Raw genomic sequence first — 21975 nt, forward strand, 5'->3', positions numbered from 1 at the left:
CCCGAGCAGGTTGGACTGCTCGGCCAAGTCGCCGACCGACGCGACGATCTCGCCGATCGCCTGGCTCTGCTCGCCCAGACGCATGATGCTCTCGGCCACCGCCTGCATCTGCTCGCGGATCTGCTGCATGCCGGCCAGCGCTTCCTCCACCGCCTGCCGTCCACCCAGAGCCACCTGGCGGGTGCGCTCGGTACTTTCGGCGACCGCCTGCGACTTGCTGCCAGCGAGTACCGCGGTCTGCTTGACTTCCTCCACCGTGGTGGCGATCTCGCTGATCGCGGTGGCGGTTTCCTGGGTACTCGCGGCCACCTGGCTGGTGGCGGCGAGAATCTCCTCGCTGGAGCTGGCCAGCACCGAGATGCCTTCGTTCATCTCCTGCACCAGCTCGCGCAGGTACTGGCTCATGGCGCCGAATGCCTGGCCCAGCCGGCCTACTTCGTCCTGGCGGGTGCTGGCAATGACCTCCCGGGGGATCTCGCCGCGACCGATGCGCTCGGCCCAGCCGGTTAGGCGTGCCAGCGGCAAGGCGATATGCCGACTGAGCAACCAGGTCAGGACGACGCTGGCCACCACCAGCAGCAGGCTCATATTGAGAATGCGCTCGCGCAGATCCTGCAGCGACTGGTGCGAGTTGGCCAAACCCTCGGCTATACGCCGGTCGGTCAGTCTGGCCAGTTGCAGGCCCAATTCGTGGATTCTGTCGATCCGCTCCTGTTGTATGCCGCTGCTCAGGTCCCGCGCCTGCTCCAACTGGCCACTGCGGATAAGCTGCAGTTGCTGCTCGCGGGTCTTCGCCGCCAGACTGCGCACCGCCAGTAACTGCTCGAGAATATCGCCGACTTCCGGATCATCGCTGGCCGCCACCTGCAGGCGTTTTACCTGAAGGTCGTTTTCTTCGCTGTGCCTGCGGATTTCCTCCTCGCGCACATCCAACTCCTCAGGCGTACCCTCGTCTATTGCCAGCAGCAGATCGCTACGCTGGGCCGCGATATTGATGCGCAACTCCTTCGCTGCGGAGAGCCGTTCGTAGTTTTGTTTGAACTGCAGTTCTTCGCTTTGCTGCAGGCTGACGAAGCGCTCCAAGGTGAAGAACAGCAGGCCGCCGAAGCCCAGGATCAGCAGGGCGAAGGCCATGATCAGCTTGCTGCCTATGTTGAACCGCAGAACGTTGTTATCCATCGCGCTTGTCCCTCTCCATATTGCCAATCGTCTTGCTAATCGTCGGCCAGCACCCGCAGATTCGGGTCACCCAGCAGGCGCGTACCGTCGAGTACCGTACATTGCTCTGAAGTAACCCCCAGCAGATAGTTCGCCCGCACCCCGGAGAGGTTGGCCGGCCCGTCTTGCAGGGCCTCGCGGCGGATTTGCGCAACCCCAAGGACGCGGTCGATCAACAGGCCGAACTCCATTTCCGCGCTGTGCAGGACAAGCAGGAAGCTGCGCTCGGCAAGGCCGCCAATCGGCAGCTCGAACAGTACCCGCAGGTCCAGCACCGAGACGATGCGGCCGCGCACATTGACGATACCCAGCACATAGGCAGGGGTGTTCGGCAAGGGTGTGTACTGGTTCAGCGGCAGCACTTGGGCGACATGCTCGCTGCCGATGGCATACAGCTCATTACTGAGACTGAAGGTCAGCACCTCCAGTTGATCCTGCGGCGCCTCGGCCTGCTCCGCGCAGGCCCATTGCCGGGTGCGCTCGCGCAGACGGGCAGCCCACTGCTCGGGGGCCATGGCGAAGCCATCGAGCAAGCGCCGTTCGAACTCGGCCAGGCGTTCATGCACCTGCGCCCAGCGCGCATCGTCGTTCACCGGTTCGGCCATACGTGTTGTTCCTCCAGTAATTGCTCGCACACACGCAGCAGCTGGGCACAGCTCATGCCATCGCCTTGCGCTACCAAAGCTTCGTCGTCCTGCTCGCCGAGCAACTGGCGGCAGACCTGCAACGCCTTGTCGCTGGCCCGCCCGCGGCCTTGCACACGCAACAGGCGCGCCTGCAGGAAGTAGCCGAGGATGAAGCCGGGGTCGAGATAGAGGGTTTTCTGCAACGCCAGCAGGGCCGCCGCAATATCGCCACTCTGCTGTGCCAGAAGGGCCTGCAACCAGTAACCCATGACCGAGCCGGGATCCAGCAGCAGCGCCCGCTGCAGCCAGTCCTGTGCCTCGTCGATTTGCTGCTGGTCGGCCCAACTGCGCGCCAGCAGCAGGCAGGCCTGGTGCTGTTGGGCATGGCTCAGGCCGGCACAGGCCAGATAGGCCAGCAGGGCTTCGCGGGCCGTGGCGTAGTCGCCGGCATCCAGGCACCGTTGCGCCTGCTGCCAGAGACCCTCGGACGGAACGCCGGCATCCGCACGCTTGACCGGTGGCCAGACCCTGTCGACGCCAACGGCCGAGTCGGCCCGGCGTGGCCACGGGGCCTGGCCACCGGCAACGCTCGGCAGGGTGGCGGGCGAGATGTCTTGGCACGCCGTGAAGTCGGCCGGCACAGCGTCGGGCACGGCGCGTCCGGCGCTGCTGTTCAGGGCATAGTTGCAACCGGCCCAGAAACCATTGAATCCGGCCTGGGTGGCGATGCCGGCCTCGACCGCGCTCAGCAGCAACAGCCCGTCGCGGTCCAGGCAGCCGAGCAACCGGTGCAGCACGCTGGCCGCGCGGGTCGCCGAGAAATACATCAGCACGTTACGACAGAGAATCAGGTCAGCGCCTTGCATCGGGCAGGCGTGCAGGTCATCGGCCAGGTTGTACTGGATGAAGCGGATGCGCCCACGCCAGGCCGGCCGCACCCGCCACAGGCGGCCCTCGGCCTCGAAGTGCTGGCTGCGGAAGGTCGCTTCGTTGCGGCGAAAGGCATTGGCGCCATACAGGCTCTGCTCCGCTCGCGCGAGAAAGGCCGCGTTGATGTCGCTGGCGAACAGTTCCAATGTCCAGCTGTCGCGCTCCGCGCCGAGCAGCCGGTCGAGCAGGAACAGCAGGCTGTAGGCCTCCTCGCCGGTGCAACAGCCGGCGCTCCACAGGCGCAGGTTGCGCTGCCCGGCCTGGCGTCGGCGCACCAGCAGCGGGCCCAGGTGGTTGACTGCCAACCAGTCGAGCGCCTCGGCATCGCGACGAAAATAGGTCTCGCCGACGCTGAACGCGGGGATCAGCGTCTGCACCAGCTCCGCATCCCAATCGGCGAAGGCCAGTTGCTGCAGCCAGGGCTCGAGATCCGTCACCTGCAACTCCAGGGCCAGCAGCTGCAGGCGCCGCAGCAAGTCGGCCCCCCGCGCCCCGGAGAAATCCATCCCCAGGTGCTGATGCACCTTGTGATTCAAGGCCGCCAACAGACGTGGCGAGCAGCGCGCTTCAGTCCGCTGCATCGGCCAGTCTCCCGGTGTCCGTCAACAGCGCAGCCAGTTGCACCTCATCGCTGTCGCTGAGCAGTTGTTCGACGTCCTGGATCAGCAGCAGACCTTCATCGGTCCGCAACACCCCGCGCAGCAGGTTGGAGGGGACCCGTGGATCCGGTGCCGGAATGAAGTCGTCTGCCACAGCACTACACACCGACTCCACCCGCGTCACCGGGAGCAGGAGCTCACGCGTGCTGCTGCGCAGCCAGATAAACGGTTGCCACAGGCCGAGCACAGGCGTGGCCCAGCCGAAGCGCCGGGCCAGATCCACCACCGGGAGCAGCTTGCCGCGCACATTCACCAGCCCACAGACCGCCTCGGGTGCGCCAGGCAAAGGGGTGACCTGCAGGGCCGGCAGCACGCGCACCACTTGATCGAGGGTTACCGCTAACCGTTGTTCAGCCAACCAGAAGGGCAACATCACGTATCTGTCCATAGATGTGTCCCTGTCACCCTACGCTGGATATCCTCCTAGAACCCTAGTTCAGAAGCGGCCAACGTCCAGTGCCGTCGACCAGAGATCCACGGCAGCACGGCTAGGGTTCTGCCGTATCCGGGGAAGGCGCCTGCCAGCCACCTCCCAGGGCGGCAATCAGTTGCACGCTGGCGGTCAGGCGACTGCCGAGCAGGGTCAGGTTGCTGCGTTCATTGTTCAATGCGGTGGCCTGTACGTTGACCACACTGTTGAAGTCGACGGCGCCGGCGCGGTACTGGTTCTCGATCAGGCGCAGGGACTCGCGGGCAGCGTCCAGTGCCTGCTGTTGCAACACGGCCTCCTGTTCCAGCACACGCAACTGCACCAGGTAGTCTTCCACCTCGCGGAAACCGTCCAGCACCGCCTGACGGTATTGCGCGACAGTCTGGTCATAGGCGGCTTCGCGGCGTTCCAGCTCGGCGCGGCGGGCGCCGCCGTCGAACAGGCTCAACGCCAGGTCAGGACCGAGCGACCAGAAGCGGTTGGGCAGACTGATCCAGTCGGCGAAGCTGCTGCCACGGTAGCCGCCGGTGGCGGAGAGGGTCAGGTCCGGGTACCAGGCGGCCTTGGCCACGCCAATCTCGGCGTTGGCGGCGATCACCCGGCGTTCGGCGGCGGCCACATCCGGGCGGCGTTCCAGCAGTTGCGACGGCAGCGCCACGGGAATCGCCGGCAAAGCCGGCAGTTGCTTACGGGCGGCAATGCTCAGCTCGCTCGGCGGCACCCCGATCAGCACGGCGATGGCGTGTTCCAGCTGGGCGCGCTGCCACTTCAGGTCGATGGCCTGGGCTTCGGTGCTTCTCAGCTGGGTCAGTGCCTGGCTGACGTCGGATTTTGGCACTATGCCGGCGTTGTACTGGTTTTCGCTGAGGCGCAGCGAACGCGCATAGGCGGCCACGGTGGCATCGAGCAGGCGCTGCTGATCATCCAGCACGCGCAGTTGCAGGTAGGTCTGCACCAACTCGGCCTGCAAGCTGAGCTTGAGCGCGGCCAGATCGGCGGCGCTGGCCGCGAAACCGGCACGGCTCGACTCCAGCGAGCGGCGCAGCTTGCCCCAGATATCCAGTTCCCAGGCGGCGTTCAGGCTCAGGTCGTAGCTCTTCGAGATACTCGCCGCATTCGAGCCGCTGACGGCGAAGCCATCGGAGGTACTCAGGGTGCTGTCACCCCCGCCCTGCCCGGCCCGACTCACGCCGGCGCTGCTCGACAGGCTCGGATAGAAGGCCGCGCGCGCACCACGTACCAGCGCGCGGGCCTGGCGGTACTGGGCCTCGCTGGCGGCGAGGTTCTGATTGGACAGATTCAGGCGGCCGACCAGGCCACTCAATTCATCATCGCCATACAGCTCCCACCAGGCGCCGCGTTCCAGCGCATCGCTGGGCACCGCGGCAGTCCAGCCTTCGATCTGCTTGAACTGCACCGGGGTTTGCAATTGCGGACGCTGATAATCCGGGCCGATGGCGCAGGCACTCAGGGCCAGGCTCAAGGCCAGCAAGCTGGGTAAACGGTAGGCAACTAGGGCTTTCATAAGGCTATTACCAATCAGGTGATGCATAAGGCGTTTGGGCGATGCAGGGTCAGCAATCGGTAGGGTGCGCCGTGCGCACCAGCGCAAGCCATAAACCCTTGGTGCGCATGGCGCACCCTACGAACTGGACCGGCTTGCGGCCATAACCTTTCATAACGGAGTTTCCAAAGCAGCGTCGGTACGCACGCCGCGCCAGCGGTTGACCCGGTGGCGCAGGCGATCGAAATACAGGTAGATCACCGGGGTGGTGTAGAGCGTCAGCAACTGGCTGAGAATCAGCCCGCCGACGATGGTAATGCCCAGCGGCTGACGCATCTCCGAGCCTTCGGCACTGCCCAGCACCAGCGGCAGCGCGCCGAGGATCGCCGCCAGGGTGGTCATCATGATCGGCCGGAAACGCAGCAGGCAGGCGCGGCGGATCGACTCCTGCGGGCTCAACTGCTCCTGGCGTTCCAGCTGCAGGGCCAGGTCGATCATCAGGATGGCGTTCTTCTTGACGATGCCGATCAGCAGGAACAAGCCGAGCAGCGAGATCAGGCTGAATTCGATGCTCATCAGCTGCAGCGCGAGCAAGGCGCCGACCCCGGCCGAGGGCAAGGTGGAGAGGATGGTCAGCGGGTGGATATAGCTCTCATAGAGCACGCCGAGGACGATATACACCACGCCAAGCGCCAGCAGGATCATCCACGGCTGGTTCTGCTGGGTCTGCTGGAAGGCGCCACCGGTGCCACCGAGCATGCCTTGCACCTCGGTCGGCAGGTTGAGCCGCGCCACCGTACGCTCGATGGCCACGCTGGCCTGCTCCAGGCTGATGCCTTCGGCCAGGGCGAAGCCGATATTCTCTGCGGCGAATTGACCCTGGTGGTGCACCCGATCCTCTTCCAGGCTGCGCTCCCAGCGGGCGAAGCTCGACAGTGGCACCCGGGCGCCCGCGGCGGTGATCAACTGGATCTGCTCCAGTGCTTCGGGGTGCTGGGCATATTGCGGGTTGATTTCCATCACCACGCTGTACTGGTTGAGGCTGTCGTAGATGGTCGACACCTGACGCTGGCTGAACGCGTTGTTGAGCACCCCGGTGATCATCGCCATGTCCACGCCCAGGCGCTTGGCCGCATCGCGGTCGACCAGCAGGCGGATCTGCTGGGTGCCATCGGTTTCCTTGGCGTCGATATCGGTGAGTTCGGGCAAGGCGCGCAGCGCTTCACGCACAACCGGCAGCCACTGGCGCAGCTGATCCAGGTCGCCAGACAGCAGCATGTATTCGTTCTCCGAACTGCGCCCTTCGCGCCCGCCGATCTGCAGGTCCTGATCGGGCATGAGGAACAGCCGCCCACCGGGGACCTTGGGCATCGTGCGACGCAGGCGCTCGATCACCTGTTGCGAAGACAGCTGGCGCTCGCTGAGCGTTTTCAGTCGCACGATCATGAAGGCGTTGTTGATCCCGCCGGAGCCGCCGATAAAGCCAGCCACACTGTCCACCGCCGGGTCGGCCAGCAGCGCGCGGCGGAAGATTTCCATCTTCGGTTGCATGACCTGGAACGACAGACCGTCGTCGCCGCGGATGAAACCGATCAGCTGACCGGTGTCCTGCTGCGGCAGGAAGGTCTTGGGCACACTGACGAACAGGAAGACATTCAGCGCGATGGTCGCCAGCAGGCTGAACAACATCAGCAGCGAGTGATTCAGCGCCCAATCCAGACTGCTCCGATAGACATCCAGTACCCGCGCTTGCACGCGCGCCCCGATGCGTTGCATGGCATTGGCCGGCTGCTCCAGCTTTTCAGGCTTGAGCCAGCGCGCGCAGAGCATCGGCGTCAGGGTCAGCGAGACCAGCAGGGAGATGACGATGGCCACCGCCAGGGTGATGGAAAACTCATGGAACAGGCGCTCGACGATGCCGCCCATGAACAGGATCGAGACGAACACCGCGACCAGCGACAGGTTCATCGCCAGCAGGGTGAAGCCCACCTCGCGCGCGCCCTTGAATGCGGCGGCCATGGGCGTGTCGCCGGCCTCGATATGCCGGGTGATGTTCTCCAGCACCACGATGGCGTCGTCCACCACCAGGCCGGTGGCGATGATCAGTGCCATCAGCGACAGGTTGTTCAGCGAAAAGCCGAGCAGGTGCATCACCGCGAAGGTGCCGACCAGCGACACCGGCACCGCCAGCGCCGGGATCAACGCCGCGCGCCAACGGCCGAGGAAGGCGAACACCACCAGAATCACCAGGGCCACGGCAATCAGCAGGGTACGCTCGGCCTCGTGCAACGTGGCGCGGATCACCGGCGAGCGATCCATCGCCACTTCCACCTCGACGCTGGCCGGAATCACCGCGCGCAACGCCGGCAACTGCTGGCGAATGCTGGCGATGGTTTCGATGATATTGGCCCCGGTCTGGCGATTGACCACCAGCAGCACCGCCTGTTCGTCGTTGTAGAAACCGCTGTTGTAGCGATCCTCCACCCCATCGCTGACCGTCGCCACATCGCCCAGGCGCACGGCGGCGCCATCCTGGTAGCGAATGATCAGCGGCAGGTAGTCGGCGGCTTTCTCCAGCTGGTCGCTGGCCTGCACCTGCCAGTGGCGGTCGCCCTGTTCCACCGCACCCTTGGGCCGCTTGGCGTTGGCTGCAGTGATCGTCTGGCGCACCTCGTCCAGGGCGATGCCGTACTGGTCGAGCAGGCGCGGTTCGAGGGCCACCCGCACCGCCGGCAACGAGCTGCCACCGATGCTCACCTCGCCGACGCCGCCCACCTGGGACAGCTTCTGCGCCAGGATGGTCGACGCCACATCATAGAGCTGGCCCTTATCCAGCACCTCGCTGGTCAGCGACAGCACCATGATCGGCGCCTGCGACGGGTTGACCTTGCGGTAGCTCGGCATCGCGCGCATGCCGCTGGGCAGCAGCTCGCGCGCGGCATTGATCGCCGCCTGCACCTCGCGGGCGGCGGCGTTGATGTCCTTGTCCAGATCGAACTGCAGCATGATCCGCGTATTGCCCTGACTGCTGCGGCTGTTCATCTGGCTGATGCCGGCGATGGTACCGAGCGAGCGTTCCAGCGGTGTGGCCACGCTCGACGCCATGATCTGCGGGCTGGCGCCAGGCAGACTGGCTTGTACCGTGATGGTGGGGAAATCCATCTGCGGCAGCGGCGCCACCGGCAACAGGCCGAAGCTGACGCCGCCGAGCAGCAAAATCGCCAGGCTCAGCAGCAGGGTCGCCACCGGCCGGCGGATAAAGGGGCCGGAGAGGTTCATGGCGAACGAACCTGAGAAAACCGCGGACAGTCCCCTCTCCCCTCAGGGGCGAGGCCTAGGGTGAGGGGATGCAGCCAACCACCCTCGCCCCGATAAGTCGGCGAGGCGAGCAAATGCGCTCTACGGCTCATACCAGTACCCCAGCCGCACTGCGCCCGGTCAGGCGCCGCGACAGGCGGTCGAAGTACAGGTAGATCACCGGCGTGGTGAACAGCGTCAGCACCTGACTGAGCAGCAGGCCGCCGACCATTACCAGACCCAGCGGATGGCGCAGCTCGGCGCCGGAGCCCGAAGCCAGCATCAGCGGGATGGCACCGAACAGCGCGGCCAGGGTGGTCATCAGGATCGGGCGGAAACGCAACAGCGCCGCCTGATAGATCGCCGCCTCCGGCGCCATGCCCTGGTTGCGTTCGGCGTCGAGGGCGAAGTCGATCATCATGATCGCGTTCTTCTTGACGATGCCAATCAACAGAATGATGCCAATGATCGCGATCAGGCCCAGGTCGTTGCCGGTCAAGAGCAACGCCAGCAGCGCGCCGACCCCGGCCGAGGGCAGGGTCGAGAGGATGGTGATCGGGTGGATATAGCTCTCATAGAGCACGCCGAGGACGATGTACATGGTGACGATCGCCGCCAGGATCAGCAGCAGGGTGCTCGACAGAGAGGCGCGAAAGGCCTCGGCCGCACCCTGGAACTGGGTCTGCACCCCGCCCGGCAGGCCGATGTCCTGCTGCACCTGTTCGATCACCGCCACCGCCTCGCCGAGGGACACGCCTGCGGCCAGGTTGAACGACAGGGTCGCCGCCGGAAACTGACCAATATGGTTGATCAGCAAGCTGGCCGCGCGCTCGTCGATTCGTGCCAGCGACGACAAGGGGATTTGTCCACCCTCGGCCGTCGCCACATGGATCTGGCGCAACGCAGCCGGGCCGATGCTGCCGGCGTTCTGGCTTTCCAGCACCACCCGGTACTGGCTGGCCTGGGTATAGATGGTGGAAATCTGGCGCTGGCCGAAGGCATCGTAGAGAGCGTCGTCGATGTCGGCGATGCTCACGCCAAGGCGCCCGGCGATGTCCCGATCGATCTGCAGGAACACCTGCAGGCCGCGACTTTGCAGGTCGCTGGCCACATCGCTGAGTTGCGGTTGTTCACGCAATGCGGCGACCAGTTTGGGCACCCACTCGTCCAACAGCGCCTGCTCCGGCGACTCCATGCTGAACTGGAACTGGGTGCGACTGACCCGATCTTCGATGGTCAGATCCTGCACCGGCTGCAGGAACAGTTCGATGCCGCTGAGCCTGGCCAATTCGGGCCGCAGCCGTTCGATCACCTGGCTGGCCGTCACATCACGCTCGGCATGTGGCTTGAGGTTGATCAACAGGCGCCCGCTGTTGAGCGTCGGATTGTCGCCATCCACACCAATGTAGGACGACAGACTGACCACCGCCGGGTCCTGCAGGATCACATCGGCCAGGCGCTGCTGGCGCTCGCTCATGGCGCCGAAGGAAATCGACTGCGGCGCCTCGGATATCCCCTGAATCGCCCCTGTGTCCTGCACCGGAAAGAAGCCTTTGGGCACAGCCAGGTAAAGCAGCACGGTCAGGACCAGGGTGGCGATGGCGACCAGCAGGGTCAGCGGCTGACGCTTGAGCACCCACTGCAGCCAGATGCCATAACGCGCGATCATGCCGTCAATAATCGCACCGCTGGCCTTGTAGAAGCGCCCCTGCTGCGCCTGCGGTTCATGCCTGAGCAGGCGCGCGCACATCATCGGCGTCAACGTCAGCGACACCACCAGGGAAATCAGGATCGCCACCGCCAGGGTGATGGCGAACTCGCGGAACAATCGCCCGACCACATCGGCCATGAACAGCAGCGGAATCAGCACCGCGATCAGTGAGATGGTCAGCGAAATCAGGGTGAAGCCGATCTGCTTGGCGCCCTTTAGAGCGGCATTCAGTGGAGTTTCGCCGGCTTCCAGGTGACGGGCGATGTTTTCCAGCATGACGATGGCGTCGTCGACCACAAAACCGGTGGCGATGGTCAGGGCCATCAGCGTCAGGTTGTTGATGGTGAAGCCGGCCAGGTACATCACGCCGAACGTACCGATCAGCGACAGCGGCACGACGATCGACGGAATGATCGTTGCCGACAGCTTGCGCAGGAACAGGAAGGTCACCAGCACCACCAGCAGCACTGCCAGCAGCAACTCGTGCTGCACATCACGCACTGCAGCGCGAATGGTCTGGGTACGGTCGGTCAGCACGCTGACCTCGACACTGGCCGGCAAGCCTTCGGTGAGGCTGGGCAGCAAGGCCTGGATGCTGTCGACCACCTCGATCACATTGGCACCGGGCTGACGCCGGACATTGACCAGCACCGCTTCGTTACGGTTGGCCCACGCTGCCAGGCGATTGTTTTCCGCACCGTCGACGATCTCGGCAACATCCTTCAGGCGCAACGCAGCGCCGTCCTGGTAGCTGAGGATCAGCTCGCGGTATTCATCCGGCGACTTCAGCTGGTCGTTGGCATCCAGTTGCGAGACCCGGGTCGGCCCGTCAAAGTTGCCTTTCGGTTGATTGACGTTGCTCGCGGTGATCAGGCTGCGCACATCGGAGAGGTTCAGGCCATAGGCGGCCAGGGCTTGTGGATTGACCCGAATACGCACCGCCGGGCGCTGGCCACCGGCCAGGGTAACCAGGCCGACGCCGCTGGTTTGCGCCAGTTTCTGCGCCAGGCGGGTATCGACCAGATCGAAGACCTGCGGCAACGGCAGGCTGTCCGAACGAATCGCCAAGGTCAGTACCGGGGTGTCCGCCGGGTTGACCTTGTTGTACACCGGCGGTGCCGGTAGATCGCCGGGCAGCAGGTTACTCGCCCCGTTTATCGCCGCCTGCACTTCCTGCTCGGCGACATCCAGCTTTACCTCCAGATTGAAGCGCAGGGTGATCACCGAGGCGCCCCCGGAACTGCTCGAGGACATCTGTTTCAAGCCCGCCATCTGGCCAAACTGGCGCTCCAGCGGCGCGGTCACCGCACTGGTCATCACATCCGGGCTGGCGCCGGGATAGAGGGTCATGACGCGAATGGTCGGATAATCCACCTCGGGCAGCGCCGACACCGGCAGCAGGCGATAGGCGATCAGACCGCTGAGAAAGATCGCCAGCATGATCAGGGTGGTGGCGACCGGGCGCAGGATGAACAGACGGGAGGCGTTCATGCGTCTGCCGGTGTGCGTACGCTGGTTTGCCTGGCGGTTGGTGCCTGGCCTTCACCGACCACCTCGACTGCGCTGCCATCACGCAGGCGGTCGGTGCCCTCCAGCACCAGGCGCTCGCCGACAGCGACGCCCTCCTCGATCAGGGTCATCCGGCCATTGCTCGGCCCCGCCACAATCGGTCGCAGCTGCACCTTGTCTTGCTCATCGATCACATAGACGAAGGTACCGCGCGTACCGAACTGCAGGGCCGCAGCGGGAATCAGCAGGGCCTGCTCGCGGGTCTCCACCAGCAGGCGGACGTTGACGAACTGATTGGGGAACAGCAGCTCTTCGGCATTCTCGAAGCGCGCCTTGAGCTTGACCGTGCCGGTGGCGGTATCGATCAGGTTGTCCAGGCTCTCGAGTTGCCCCTCGGCCAACTTGAGTTTCTCGTTGCGGTCCCAGGCTTCGACGCGCAAGGTCTGCCCCGCCCTGAACGGGCGCAGCACTGCCGGTAACTCGGCCTCGGGCAAGGTGAATATCAGGGAAATCGGCAGGGTCTGGGTAATCACCACCAGCGGCAGAGCGTCGGCGGAACTGACCAGGTTGCCGAGATCCACCTGACGCAGGCCGAGCCGTCCGCTGATGGGCGCGCGCACCTGGGTGAAGTCGAGATTGAGGCGCGCCTCGGCCACCGCGGCCTGATTGCTCTTGAGGGTGCCGCGGTACTGGTTGACCAGGGCCTGCTGGGTGTCGAGGGTCTGCTTGGCGATCGAGTCTTCGGCGTACAGGCCACGGTAACGCGCCAGGTCCGACTCGGCATTGTGCAACTGCGCCTGATTTTCCTGCTGCACCCCCAGGGCCTGCTGCAGGGCCACTTCATAAGGCCGCGGATCGATCACCGCGAGCAGATCGCCGGCCTTGACCCGCTGGCCGTCCTCGAACAGCAGCTTGACCAGTTCGCCTTCCACCCGGCCACGCACATTGACCGTGTTGTAGGCGGTCACGGTGCCCAGGGCCTTCAGCTCGACCGGGAAACTGCCTTGCGTGACAGTCGCCACCCGCACCGGCACCGGCCCGCCTTCACGCCAGCGACCACCAGACTCTGTCTGCGGCTTGGCGGGCCAGAACCACCAGATCAGCACGAGCAGCAGCGCCAACAGAATCAGGCCAATCAGCCATTGGCGTGACTGCGTCGAGGTACGGGGTATTGCGCTTGTTTCAGGCATGGCGGCGTCACTTCCTTTGAATGCCTGAACGATAAGCAGTGTCAGCCATGAAGCAAAGCCTCTTTACCGGCTATTTACCTCCGGCTTAGGTGGCTAAACCCCTGAGCCATAAATGAAAACGGCCTCCAAGGGAGGCCGTCGGCTGTGTTGCCAGGTGTTACTTGAGCACGGCCAGGGCCGCCTCGTAGTTCGGCTCGTTGCCGATCTCGCCGACCAACTCGCTGTGCAGGACCTTGTCATGCTCGTCCAGCACCACTACGGCGCGGGCGGCGACGCCCACCAACGGGCCATCGGCGATGGCGACGCCATAGTCCTTGAGAAAATCGCTGCCGCGCATGGTCGACAGGTTGATCACGTTTTCCAGGCCTTCGGCACCACAGAAGCGCGCCTGGGCGAATGGCAGGTCGGCGGAGATACACAGGACAACGGTGTTATTCAGCTTGCTGGCCCCGGCGTTGAACGAGCGTACCGAGGTCGCGCAGGTCGGGGTATCGACGCTGGGGAAAATATTCAGCAGCTTGCGTTTGCCGGCCAGGCTGGCCAGGCTGACATCGGCCAGATCGGCACCGACCAGGGTAAAGGCCGGGGCTTGCTGACCGGGTTGTGGCAGCTGACCAGCGACTTGTACCGGATTGCCATGCAGGGTTACTTGAGCCATCGGAAGTGTCCTCTTGCTGGGGATATGAGCGAAAAAGCCAAGTCAGATTTAAGCATGATGCCCATGAAAAAGCCCCGAAACCCGGGGCTTTTTCATTACGGCAGATGACTGGCACCTACCTCAGGCGACGCGATCAACCGCTACGGCTTAACGCTGCAGGGTTTCGACGCCACCCACACGAACCTCACGGGCAAAGTGGTCGCGGGTCAGCTTGACCACCACTGGGCTGAGCAGCAACAGGGACAACAGGTTGGGGATTGCCATCAGGCCGTTGAGGGTGTCCGCGACCAACCAGGCGAAGTCCAGGTGGGCGACAGCGCCGAACGGCACCGCCAAAACCCAGAGGATGCGGAATGGCAGAATGGCCTTGGTGCCAACCATGAATTCCCAGCATTTCTCGCCGAAGTAGCTCCAACCGAGGATGGTGGTGAAGGCGAACACCACCAGGGCAATGGTCAGGATATAACCACCGACACCCGGCATGGCCGACTCGAAGGCCGCCGCCGAGAGTGCCGCACCGCTGAGACCACTGGTCCAGACGCCGGAGCAGATGATCGCCAGGCCAGTCAGGGTGCAGATGACCAGGGTGTCGATAAAGGTGCCGAGCATGCCGATCATGCCCGAGCGCACCGAGCTGGTGGTGGTACCAGCCGCCTGAGCGATACCGGCAGTGCCCAGGCCCGCCTCATTGGAGAAGATGCCGCGCGCCACACCGAAGCGGATCGCCGCCATGACCGCCGCACCGGCGAAACCACCAGTGGCGGCAACCGGGGAGAAGGCGTAGGTGAAGATCATCTCGAAGGCGGCGGGAATCTGCGCGGCATTGACCACCAGCACCACGATGGCGGCGATGATATAGGCCACGCACATGAAGGGCACCAGGGTGGCGGCGACCTTACCGATGCGTTTGATACCGCCGAGGATAACCAGGCCGACGAAGAGCATGGTGACCAGACCGGTCAGCCACAGCGGCACGGCGAACGTCGCCTCGAGGGCCGCGGCCATGCTGTTGACCTGAACCATGTTGCCGATGCCGAAACCAGCGAAGCCGCCGAAGATGGCAAACGCAGTACCCAGCCACAGCCACTTCTTGCCCAGGCCGTTCTTGATCGCGTACATCGGTCCGCCGACGTGTTCGCCGCGCTCGTCCTTCTCGCGGTAATGCACTGCCAGCACGACTTCAGCGTACTTGGTGGCCATGCCGACCAGCGCGGTGCACCACATCCAGAACAGGGCGCCGGGGCCGCCGAGAAAAATCGCCGTGGCGACGCCGGCGATATTGCCGGTACCGACAGTGGCCGCCAGGCAAGTCATCAATGCCTGGAACGGGGTGATCTCGCCGCTTTCGGCGTCGCCTTTCTTGCGGCCTTGCCACATCAGTTTGAAACCGGCGCCGATCTTGCTCAGCGGCATGAATTTCAGGCGCAGCATCAGGAACAGACCGGTGCCGAGGATCATCACCAGCATCGGTGGGCCCCAGACGAGACCATTGAGTAGACTGACCAAACTGTTGAGGGATTCCATATAAGGTTCCTTATTCTTGTAGTAGTCGCGAGGTTGGGTACCCTTCGCATGCTCGGCCGCCGGATAGGCAGCGCTTGACGCCATCAGCTACGCATACGGCAAGGGTGAACGCCGGAAAGGCTCGCCCTTGCTGAAGCGGGCGCCAGTATATGAAGAGACGGGCAGTCTATTTCACTAATTAGAAGACAATACTCAGCTGAATTTACCGCCAGCAACCGGCCAGACCAGAGATAAATAGCAAGATATCGACAAGACACCGCACATTCGGCGATCAGCATGCGGGGCTGATCGCCAGCGGACACTCGGCACGCCCCGGCGTGACTAGAAATCGCGCCGGTAGAACAGGTCCAGAGAACTGGCCAGGCCGCTGGCGGCCTCGAGATAGAGGCGCTTGCTCAGTTCATAGCGCAACGCGATGGTATTCACCGGTTCGAACACGCCGACCCCGTAACGCAAGCTCAGGCGCTCCGACAGGCTGCCACTGGCCACCACGCTGGTGCTGATGCCGCTGCCTTCGGTGTCCAGCTGGAAATCCTTGACCCCCAAGCCTTGGGCCAAGCCGCCGGTCAAGGGCGCGCTGCCGGCCACCCCCATAGCGAGTGCCGCCTGGGCCAGCATGTTGTTGTCGCCACTGCTCTGCCCCAGCGGCCGGCCAAGCACCAGATAGGACAGTGCCTGCTGCTGACTCATGGCCGGCTCGGAAAACACTTCGCTGGTGGGCTGCTCGGCATTGCCGCTCAGGCGCAGGCCGGCGACCACCGAATCGACCCGGCGAATCGCCTCGACATCCAGGTAGGGCTGATCAATTGGTCCGGCGAACAGCAAACGCGCACGGCGAAGGGTCAAGCGCTGGCCATAGGCGCGATAACGGCCATTGTTCAGGCTCAACTCGCCGCGGGTGTCGAGGTCATTGCCGACATGCACGCGCCCGGTCAGATCGGCATTCAGGCCGAAACCGCTGAAGCTCAGGCGCTCCTGCCCCACCTCGACGTCGATGTCCATGGCAATCGCCAGCGGCTGGGGCTCGACACTTTCACGGCCGACGATCAGCGCATCGTCCGAGACCTTGACGATCGAGGGCGGCAGTTCGCGGATCACAATCTTGCCCCGCGGGACCAGCACCTCGCCGGTTATCGACAGCTGCTCGGCAGCGATGCGCAGGGTCAGATCCGGTTCCACCTCCAGCTGCGCATAGGGTTCGACGTTGACCGGCAGGTGACTGCCGCTCAGCCGCAACTCGCCCTGCAATCCGCTACGCCAGGACAACTCGCCGGCCAGACTGGCCTGGCCCTGGTCGCCACTGCGCCAGCCGCCGCTGAGTTGCAGGCTATCCCCGGCAATCTGTGCGTCCACCTGCAATGCCTCGACGTCCATGGGCAATTGACCGCCGGACAACTGCCCCCCGCGGAGCTGCAAGCGACCATCGATGTATGGCGCCAGCAAGCTGCCGGACAGGTTGCCACTGCCGTCGAGCCGGCCCGCCATATGCTCGACCATTGGCAGAAACGGCTGCGCCAGCGCCAGGTCCAGACCGCTCAGACGGAAATCGCCGGCCAGGGTCTTGTTCGCCGGCCGCGGGTCGAGGCGGGCCTGCAGCAACAGCTCGCCGATTTTCGGCCCGCGCAGATCCAGCCGGGTATCGATTCGCTGCGGGCTCAGCTGGCTCTCCAGGCGCAGACTGTCGTAGGCGAAATCCAGCCATTGGCCCCGATCGCGAATACGCCAGGTGCCGCTGCCGGCATCCAGCACCACCTGCCCGCTCGGCCCCGCCACCGGCAAGTCGAGCTGCACTTCGGCATTCAACAGACCTTGCCAGGCGAAGTCTTTGGGTAGCCATTGCGCCAGGCTGTCGAGGGGGAAATCGCGGAGGCGATAGCGCAACCTGGGCTCGGGCAGCAGCCGTTGATCTTCGCCGCACAGGCTGGCCGCAGCGGAACGCCAGCAGTGCGCGGCGAGACTGAGCTGACCGTTGGCCAGGCGTACCAGAGCGGCGGGTTGCTGCAAGCGCCAATCCTGACCGCCGCTTTGTACCTCGGCGCTGCTCAGCTGCCCGCGCCAGGCGCCTTGATCCAGGCGGCCAGCAAGAGCCAAAGCGCTTTGTAGCAAGGGTCCATCGAGCTTGAGCTGCAGTCGCTGCTGGCGCCGATCGCCCTGCCCGCTGGCCGTCAAGCGGCCCAGCTCGGTTTCACCCAGGACAATGCCCTGGGCGTCCAGTTCGACCCGCGCGTGCTGGGCACTGTCGAGCGTCGCATCGAGTTGCACGCGTTGCAGACGCTGGTCGGTGTAGGCCAGGCGCTGACCCTGCAGGCTCAGTTGGCCTTGTGGCGCCTGCAGGCTGCCCGCCAGGTCGAGCTGGCCCTGGAGCTGCCCCTGTAACTGCGGCCAGAGCTGGCCCAGGCGTGGCAGGTTCAGGCGCAACTGTCCGCTCAGGCGCTGATTCAGCTCGCCACTGCCGTCGATACGATTGTCGCCCAGACGCAGATCCAGACGCGGCAGCAACCAGTGCTCACCGCTGCCAGTGGCCTCGGCCCGGAGCTGCGCCGGTTGGCCACGCAAACGGCCCTTGAGGTCGATCTGGGCATTCAGGCTCAGTTGCTGATCGTTCATCTGGCCCTGGCTGTGCAGCGGCCCGCCCAGGGTGCCCGGCAGTTCCGCCAGCCAGTAGGCGGGATCCAGGTCGTGCAGTTGCAAGCGCGCATCCCAGCGCAGGCCATCGGCAAAGCCCAGGGTCAGCTGGCCATCGGCCCGCCCCTGACCGGCACGCAGTTGCAGATCGGGCAGGTGCAGCTGCTGCAAATCGCCACTGAGCGGACTCTCCAGGTTGAAGGCCCCGGCCGGGCCATCCAGCGCGGCGGCGAAGTGGCCCAGGTAGTTGCCGTCGCGATAGGCCAGCTCGCCGCTGAGCCGGCGCAATGCCACAGGTGGTTGTTCCACATCGGGATACAGGCGCTGCCAGGGAAAGTCCTGCCAGTCGAAGCGGCCGTCCAGGCCGAACCCCTCGCGCCAGTCCAGCTGGCCACTGAGGCGCAGCTGCTGCTCGGCGCTGGCGCTCAGACTCAACCCGGCAATCTCGGCGCCGTCAGCCTTCAGCAGCCCTTGCAGGGTCAGCGCCAGTGGCCCGCCCTCGCCCGGCAACTCGGCGTTGCCGCTGACTCGGTAGCCGTCGGCCAGATCGCCATTGGCCGTCAGCTCTATCTTGTTCAGGCGCAAGGTATCCGGCAGCTCGCTGCCGACCTTGAAGCCATCGGCATGCAACTGCAGGCTGGCCGGGACATTATCCGCCAGCGGCTGCACAGCGCCGCGCAGACGCCCGGTGAGGTAGCCCGCGCTATCGGCCGTCACCTGCAGGCTGTTCTGCACATCACCGACAATCTGTAGGTCAAGCTGCCAGTCCTGTTGCTCGGGTGCCGGTAGCTGCACCTTGCCAGCAAGACTCAAAGGCCAGTCCCCGCTGGGGCGCAGTTGGCCGCTCAAGTCCAGGGCAAAGTCGCCGCGTTGCAAGCGCAGGCTGTCGATCTGCACACCTTCACGGGTCCAGCGCGCCGCCAGTTGCAGGCCTTGCAGCTGCTCGGCGCCATTGAGTTGCAGACTGCCGATGTGCACCTCGCCCAGTTGCACAGCCAATGGCAGCTGCATCTGCGGCAAGCGCAACGGCGCGTCGCCCGCCTCCTCCCCAGGCGGCACGCGCAACTCGATGCGCTCGATCTGCAGCCGCTCGACACACAGGGTCAGGCGCAACAGACACTGCGGCGACCAGGCCACCTCGGCGAGGCGAACGTCCACCAGGCGCTCGCCTTGCTGCCAGCGCAGCTGCTCGGCGCGCCACTGCCCGCCCAGCTGGCCGCTGAAATTGCTCACCTGCAAACCCGGCACCCGGGCCAGCGCCCAGCGGCTGCCGGCAGTGCTGGCGAGCATCCAGGTCAGTGCCAGCGCCAGCACCAACAGGACGCCAAGCAGCCCACAGAGGCCGTATTTCAACCCGCGTCTCACAGTTCCGGCCCCATGGAGAAATGCACCCGCACCCCGCCCTGATCATCCAGCGGATGAGCCAGGTCGAGACGCAGCGGACCGACCGGCGAGACCCAGCGCAGGCCGATGCCGACGGCGCTTTTCAAGGAGGGGAAGTCCAGCGAGTTGAAGCTGTTGCCCTGGTCGACAAAGGTCGCCACGCGCCAGCGCTCGGCCACGCTGTACTGATACTCGGCGCTGGCGGCGAACAGATAATGGCCGCCGATTTTATCGCCCTGGGAGTTTTCCGGCGACAGGCTCTGGTAGTCGTAACCGCGCACGCTCTGATCACCACCGGCAAAGAAGCGCAACGACGGCGGCACCGCGGAAAAACCGCCGGACTCGGTGCCGCCGAACTGCACCCGGCCGAGCAAGCGATGCTTGCCCGCCAGGGTGGTCAAGCCTTTGAGCAGGACATTGCCGTGCAGCACGTCGGCATCGGAGAGCAAGCCGCGTTTGGCCGCCGACAGATCGAATTGCAGGCGATAGCCATGATTTGGATCGACCTGATTATCGCTGTGCAGGTACGCGTAGCTGACGCCCGGCATCAGCAAGGTGCTCACCCCGGAGTCGTCGCCGAGTTCGTACTGCTCATGCTGCCACTTCAGCGAAATGACCCGCTGCCAGCCACTGTCCAGCTTGCTGTGCCACTCCGGCCCCACCGTCAGCAAGCGGCTGAGGCTGTCGGTGTCGGCCAGCTCTTCATATTGGTAGCCACCGGCGTAGCGCAGCTTGTCGGTCAGGGGGGGATCACCGGGCACGTCGTACCACAGGCCGATGTTCTGCCGCGGTGCCGACAACTCCATCTCGGCGCCGTAACTGTGGCCTTGGGGGTTGGCCCAATGGCGTGTCCAGTTGGCGCGGCCACGGGGGCCCACATCGGTGGAAAAACCCAACCCCAAGCCCATACTCCGGGGTTTACGTGTTTGCAGCTGGACACTGACCGGAATCCGCTGCTGCTCGGCGGCGCTCGGATTGGCATCGACGCTCACCGACTCGAAATACCCACTGGAACGCAGCGCCTGGTACAGCTCGGCGATCAGCTCGGAGTCATAGGGCGTGTCGGCGGCAAAGGGCACCATGCGTTGCAACAGTTGCGCCTCGAAGGGCGCATCGCCCTCGAAGCTCACGGCCCCCAGCTGATAGCGCGGGCCACTGTCATAGATCAGTTCGATGTCGGCGACCCCGGCACGCGGGTCGATACTCAGGCGTTGACGGGTGAAGCGCCCGGCGAAAAAACCATACCGCGAGGCCTGGTTCTGGATCTGCCGCTTGGCCGCGTCGTAACGACCGTGATTGAGTACCGCGCCGGCTTTGAGTCGGGCATCACCAGGCAGGCGAAACGCGCGCAACTGGTTGGCCGGCCCGTCGATGCGCAGGGTCACTTCCCGCAGTCTGACCGGTTCGCCGGGGACGATGCGGACGATCAGGCGCAGCGGATCGCCCTCGCTCACCTCGCTACTGATCTGCGCCTGGTAGTAACCCAGAGCCTGCACGGCTTTTTCTGCCTGCACCTCGGCCACCCGGCGAAAACGCCGCAAGGCGTCGAGGTCGCGCTCGCCAAGACTACCGATATAGCCTTCCACATTCTCCTTCAGTGCGGCATTGGCAGGCTGCACCCTGACCACCAGGCGCGCCTCGGCCACTACCGACGCGCTCAGCAGGAGCAGCGCCATTCCGGCGAAAAAAATGGGAAAGGTTCTCATAAGCGCGATGCTAGCACGTGCCACGCGACAGCCTAGAGCGTCCGACAGGGTTCTCGCCGATTATGCGGTTACTGTTTATTGCTGCACTCCAGCTCCACGGGAGGGCTTCATTCAGCGATTGTGAAAATATCGAGCGCCGCAGCGAGAGCGTTTCCAGGCCATCGAGGCAAGGCGCGCGACGTCAGCAGCGGACGCTTGGAGGCGGTCGCAGTAGGCGAGAATTTTTTCACAGTACCTCAGCCCACCGACGCGGGAACACCGGCCTCACAGCGCCCTGCTGACCCGTACACCCTCAAGCGCTGGCTTTGACCGCCTGCTGTGGGTTGGGATGGAAGAACACGTGCTCGATGATCGGGCCAACCGCCACTTCACCGATTTCCTCGTAGCCATGGCGCTTGTAGAAGTCCAGGTAATGCGGGTTTCCGGTGTCCAGCACCACGCCGAGCGAACCGGCATCCTCGGCGCACCAGTTGTGCAGGGCCTCGAGCAACTGCTCACCGAGGTGCTTGCCCTGGAACTCGGGGTGAACACCAAGCAATGGCAGCACGTGGTAAGGCCCGGGCGGCAGGCAGGCGAGGATGGCATCGTGGTATGCCAGATAACGCTTGGTACAACGAAAACCGGTGGTCAGCAGCATGCGCATGCGCCAGTTCCAGCTCTCGGTGATATCCAGGCGGCGCTGCGGGGGGGCGATCAGCGCCATGCCGATCAGGCGGTCATCGATCAGTAGGCCGATCGCCGGCAGATCCTCGCTGAAATGTTGTTGCACCAACTCCCGTACGGTGGCGCGCACGCGCTGGTCATATCCAGGACGTTCGGCTTCGAACAGGTAAGAAAAGGTCGGTTCATGGCGATAGGCGTGGTACAGCAGCGAGCGTGCTTCACGGGCATAACCGCTATCAAGCATACGGACTTCAGCAGGACTGTTCGGCATAGGATGCAACCTCTGGCTTTTGTTGATCTACTTGGCCTGTAGCCACCCTAGCACCGCAATCCGGTGACAGC

General features: G+C 64.5%; 13 protein-coding genes. All 13 read right to left on the minus strand.

The genetic code is table 11. The features are described from left to right. Positions 1 to 1179: methyl-accepting chemotaxis protein (locus R3355_RS21435; protein ID WP_318963095.1), on the minus strand; the 1179-nt coding region annotated here is incomplete at its 3' end. 35 nt (positions 1180 to 1214) lie between these two features. Further along, positions 1215 to 1823, minus strand: a complete 609-nt coding sequence (locus R3355_RS21440) for a chemotaxis protein CheW (RefSeq protein ID WP_318963097.1) — start codon at positions 1821 to 1823, stop codon at positions 1215 to 1217. Then, on the minus strand, positions 1808 to 3355 hold the full coding sequence (locus tag R3355_RS21445) for a CheR family methyltransferase (RefSeq protein ID WP_318963099.1): 1548 nt from the start codon (positions 3353 to 3355) through the stop codon (positions 1808 to 1810). Before R3355_RS21445 ends, R3355_RS21440 begins: the two co-directional genes overlap by 16 nt. Continuing rightward, the gene (locus R3355_RS21450) at positions 3342 to 3821 is read right to left on the minus strand and encodes a chemotaxis protein CheW (RefSeq protein ID WP_318948881.1); all 480 of its coding nucleotides are present in this window, start codon (positions 3819 to 3821) and stop codon (positions 3342 to 3344) included. The genes R3355_RS21445 and R3355_RS21450 overlap by 14 nt, the downstream gene beginning before the upstream one ends. Positions 3822 to 3921: 100 nt before the next feature. Further along, entirely contained in the window at positions 3922 to 5388 is a 1467-nt protein-coding gene (locus tag R3355_RS21455; protein WP_318963100.1) for an efflux transporter outer membrane subunit, read from the minus strand. 150 nt (positions 5389 to 5538) lie between these two features. After that, positions 5539 to 8646, minus strand: coding sequence for an efflux RND transporter permease subunit (locus R3355_RS21460; protein ID WP_318963101.1), 3108 nt, complete (start codon positions 8644 to 8646; stop codon positions 5539 to 5541). Positions 8647 to 8773: 127 nt separating this feature from the next. After that, a complete protein-coding gene (locus tag R3355_RS21465; protein ID WP_318963102.1) occupies positions 8774 to 11866 on the minus strand; it encodes an MdtB/MuxB family multidrug efflux RND transporter permease subunit in 3093 nt (1030 codons plus the stop codon). Beyond that, positions 11863 to 13074, minus strand: a complete 1212-nt coding sequence (locus R3355_RS21470) for an MdtA/MuxA family multidrug efflux RND transporter periplasmic adaptor subunit (protein WP_318963103.1) — start codon at positions 13072 to 13074, stop codon at positions 11863 to 11865. The genes R3355_RS21465 and R3355_RS21470 overlap by 4 nt, the downstream gene beginning before the upstream one ends. Positions 13075 to 13231: 157 nt before the next feature. Beyond that, complete coding sequence (gene tpx / locus R3355_RS21475) at positions 13232 to 13732, minus strand: thiol peroxidase (RefSeq protein ID WP_318963104.1); 501 nt, start codon at positions 13730 to 13732, stop codon at positions 13232 to 13234. A gap of 147 nt (positions 13733 to 13879) precedes the next feature. Continuing rightward, entirely contained in the window at positions 13880 to 15256 is a 1377-nt protein-coding gene (locus R3355_RS21480) for a sodium:alanine symporter family protein (RefSeq protein ID WP_318948875.1), read from the minus strand. Between the two features lie 321 nt (positions 15257 to 15577). Beyond that, the gene (locus R3355_RS21485; RefSeq protein ID WP_318963105.1) at positions 15578 to 19246 is read right to left on the minus strand and encodes a translocation/assembly module TamB domain-containing protein; all 3669 of its coding nucleotides are present in this window, start codon (positions 19244 to 19246) and stop codon (positions 15578 to 15580) included. Beyond that, a complete protein-coding gene (locus R3355_RS21490) occupies positions 19243 to 20970 on the minus strand; it encodes an autotransporter assembly complex family protein (protein ID WP_318963106.1) in 1728 nt (575 codons plus the stop codon). The genes R3355_RS21485 and R3355_RS21490 overlap by 4 nt, the downstream gene beginning before the upstream one ends. Before the next feature lie 292 nt (positions 20971 to 21262). After that, a complete protein-coding gene (locus tag R3355_RS21495; protein WP_318949574.1) occupies positions 21263 to 21904 on the minus strand; it encodes a GNAT family N-acetyltransferase in 642 nt (213 codons plus the stop codon). Positions 21905 to 21975: the final 71 nt, after the last annotated feature.

Origin of the sequence: Pseudomonas sp. (assembly GCF_033723075.1) — a bacterium.
GTDB lineage: Bacteria > Pseudomonadota > Gammaproteobacteria > Pseudomonadales > Pseudomonadaceae > Aquipseudomonas.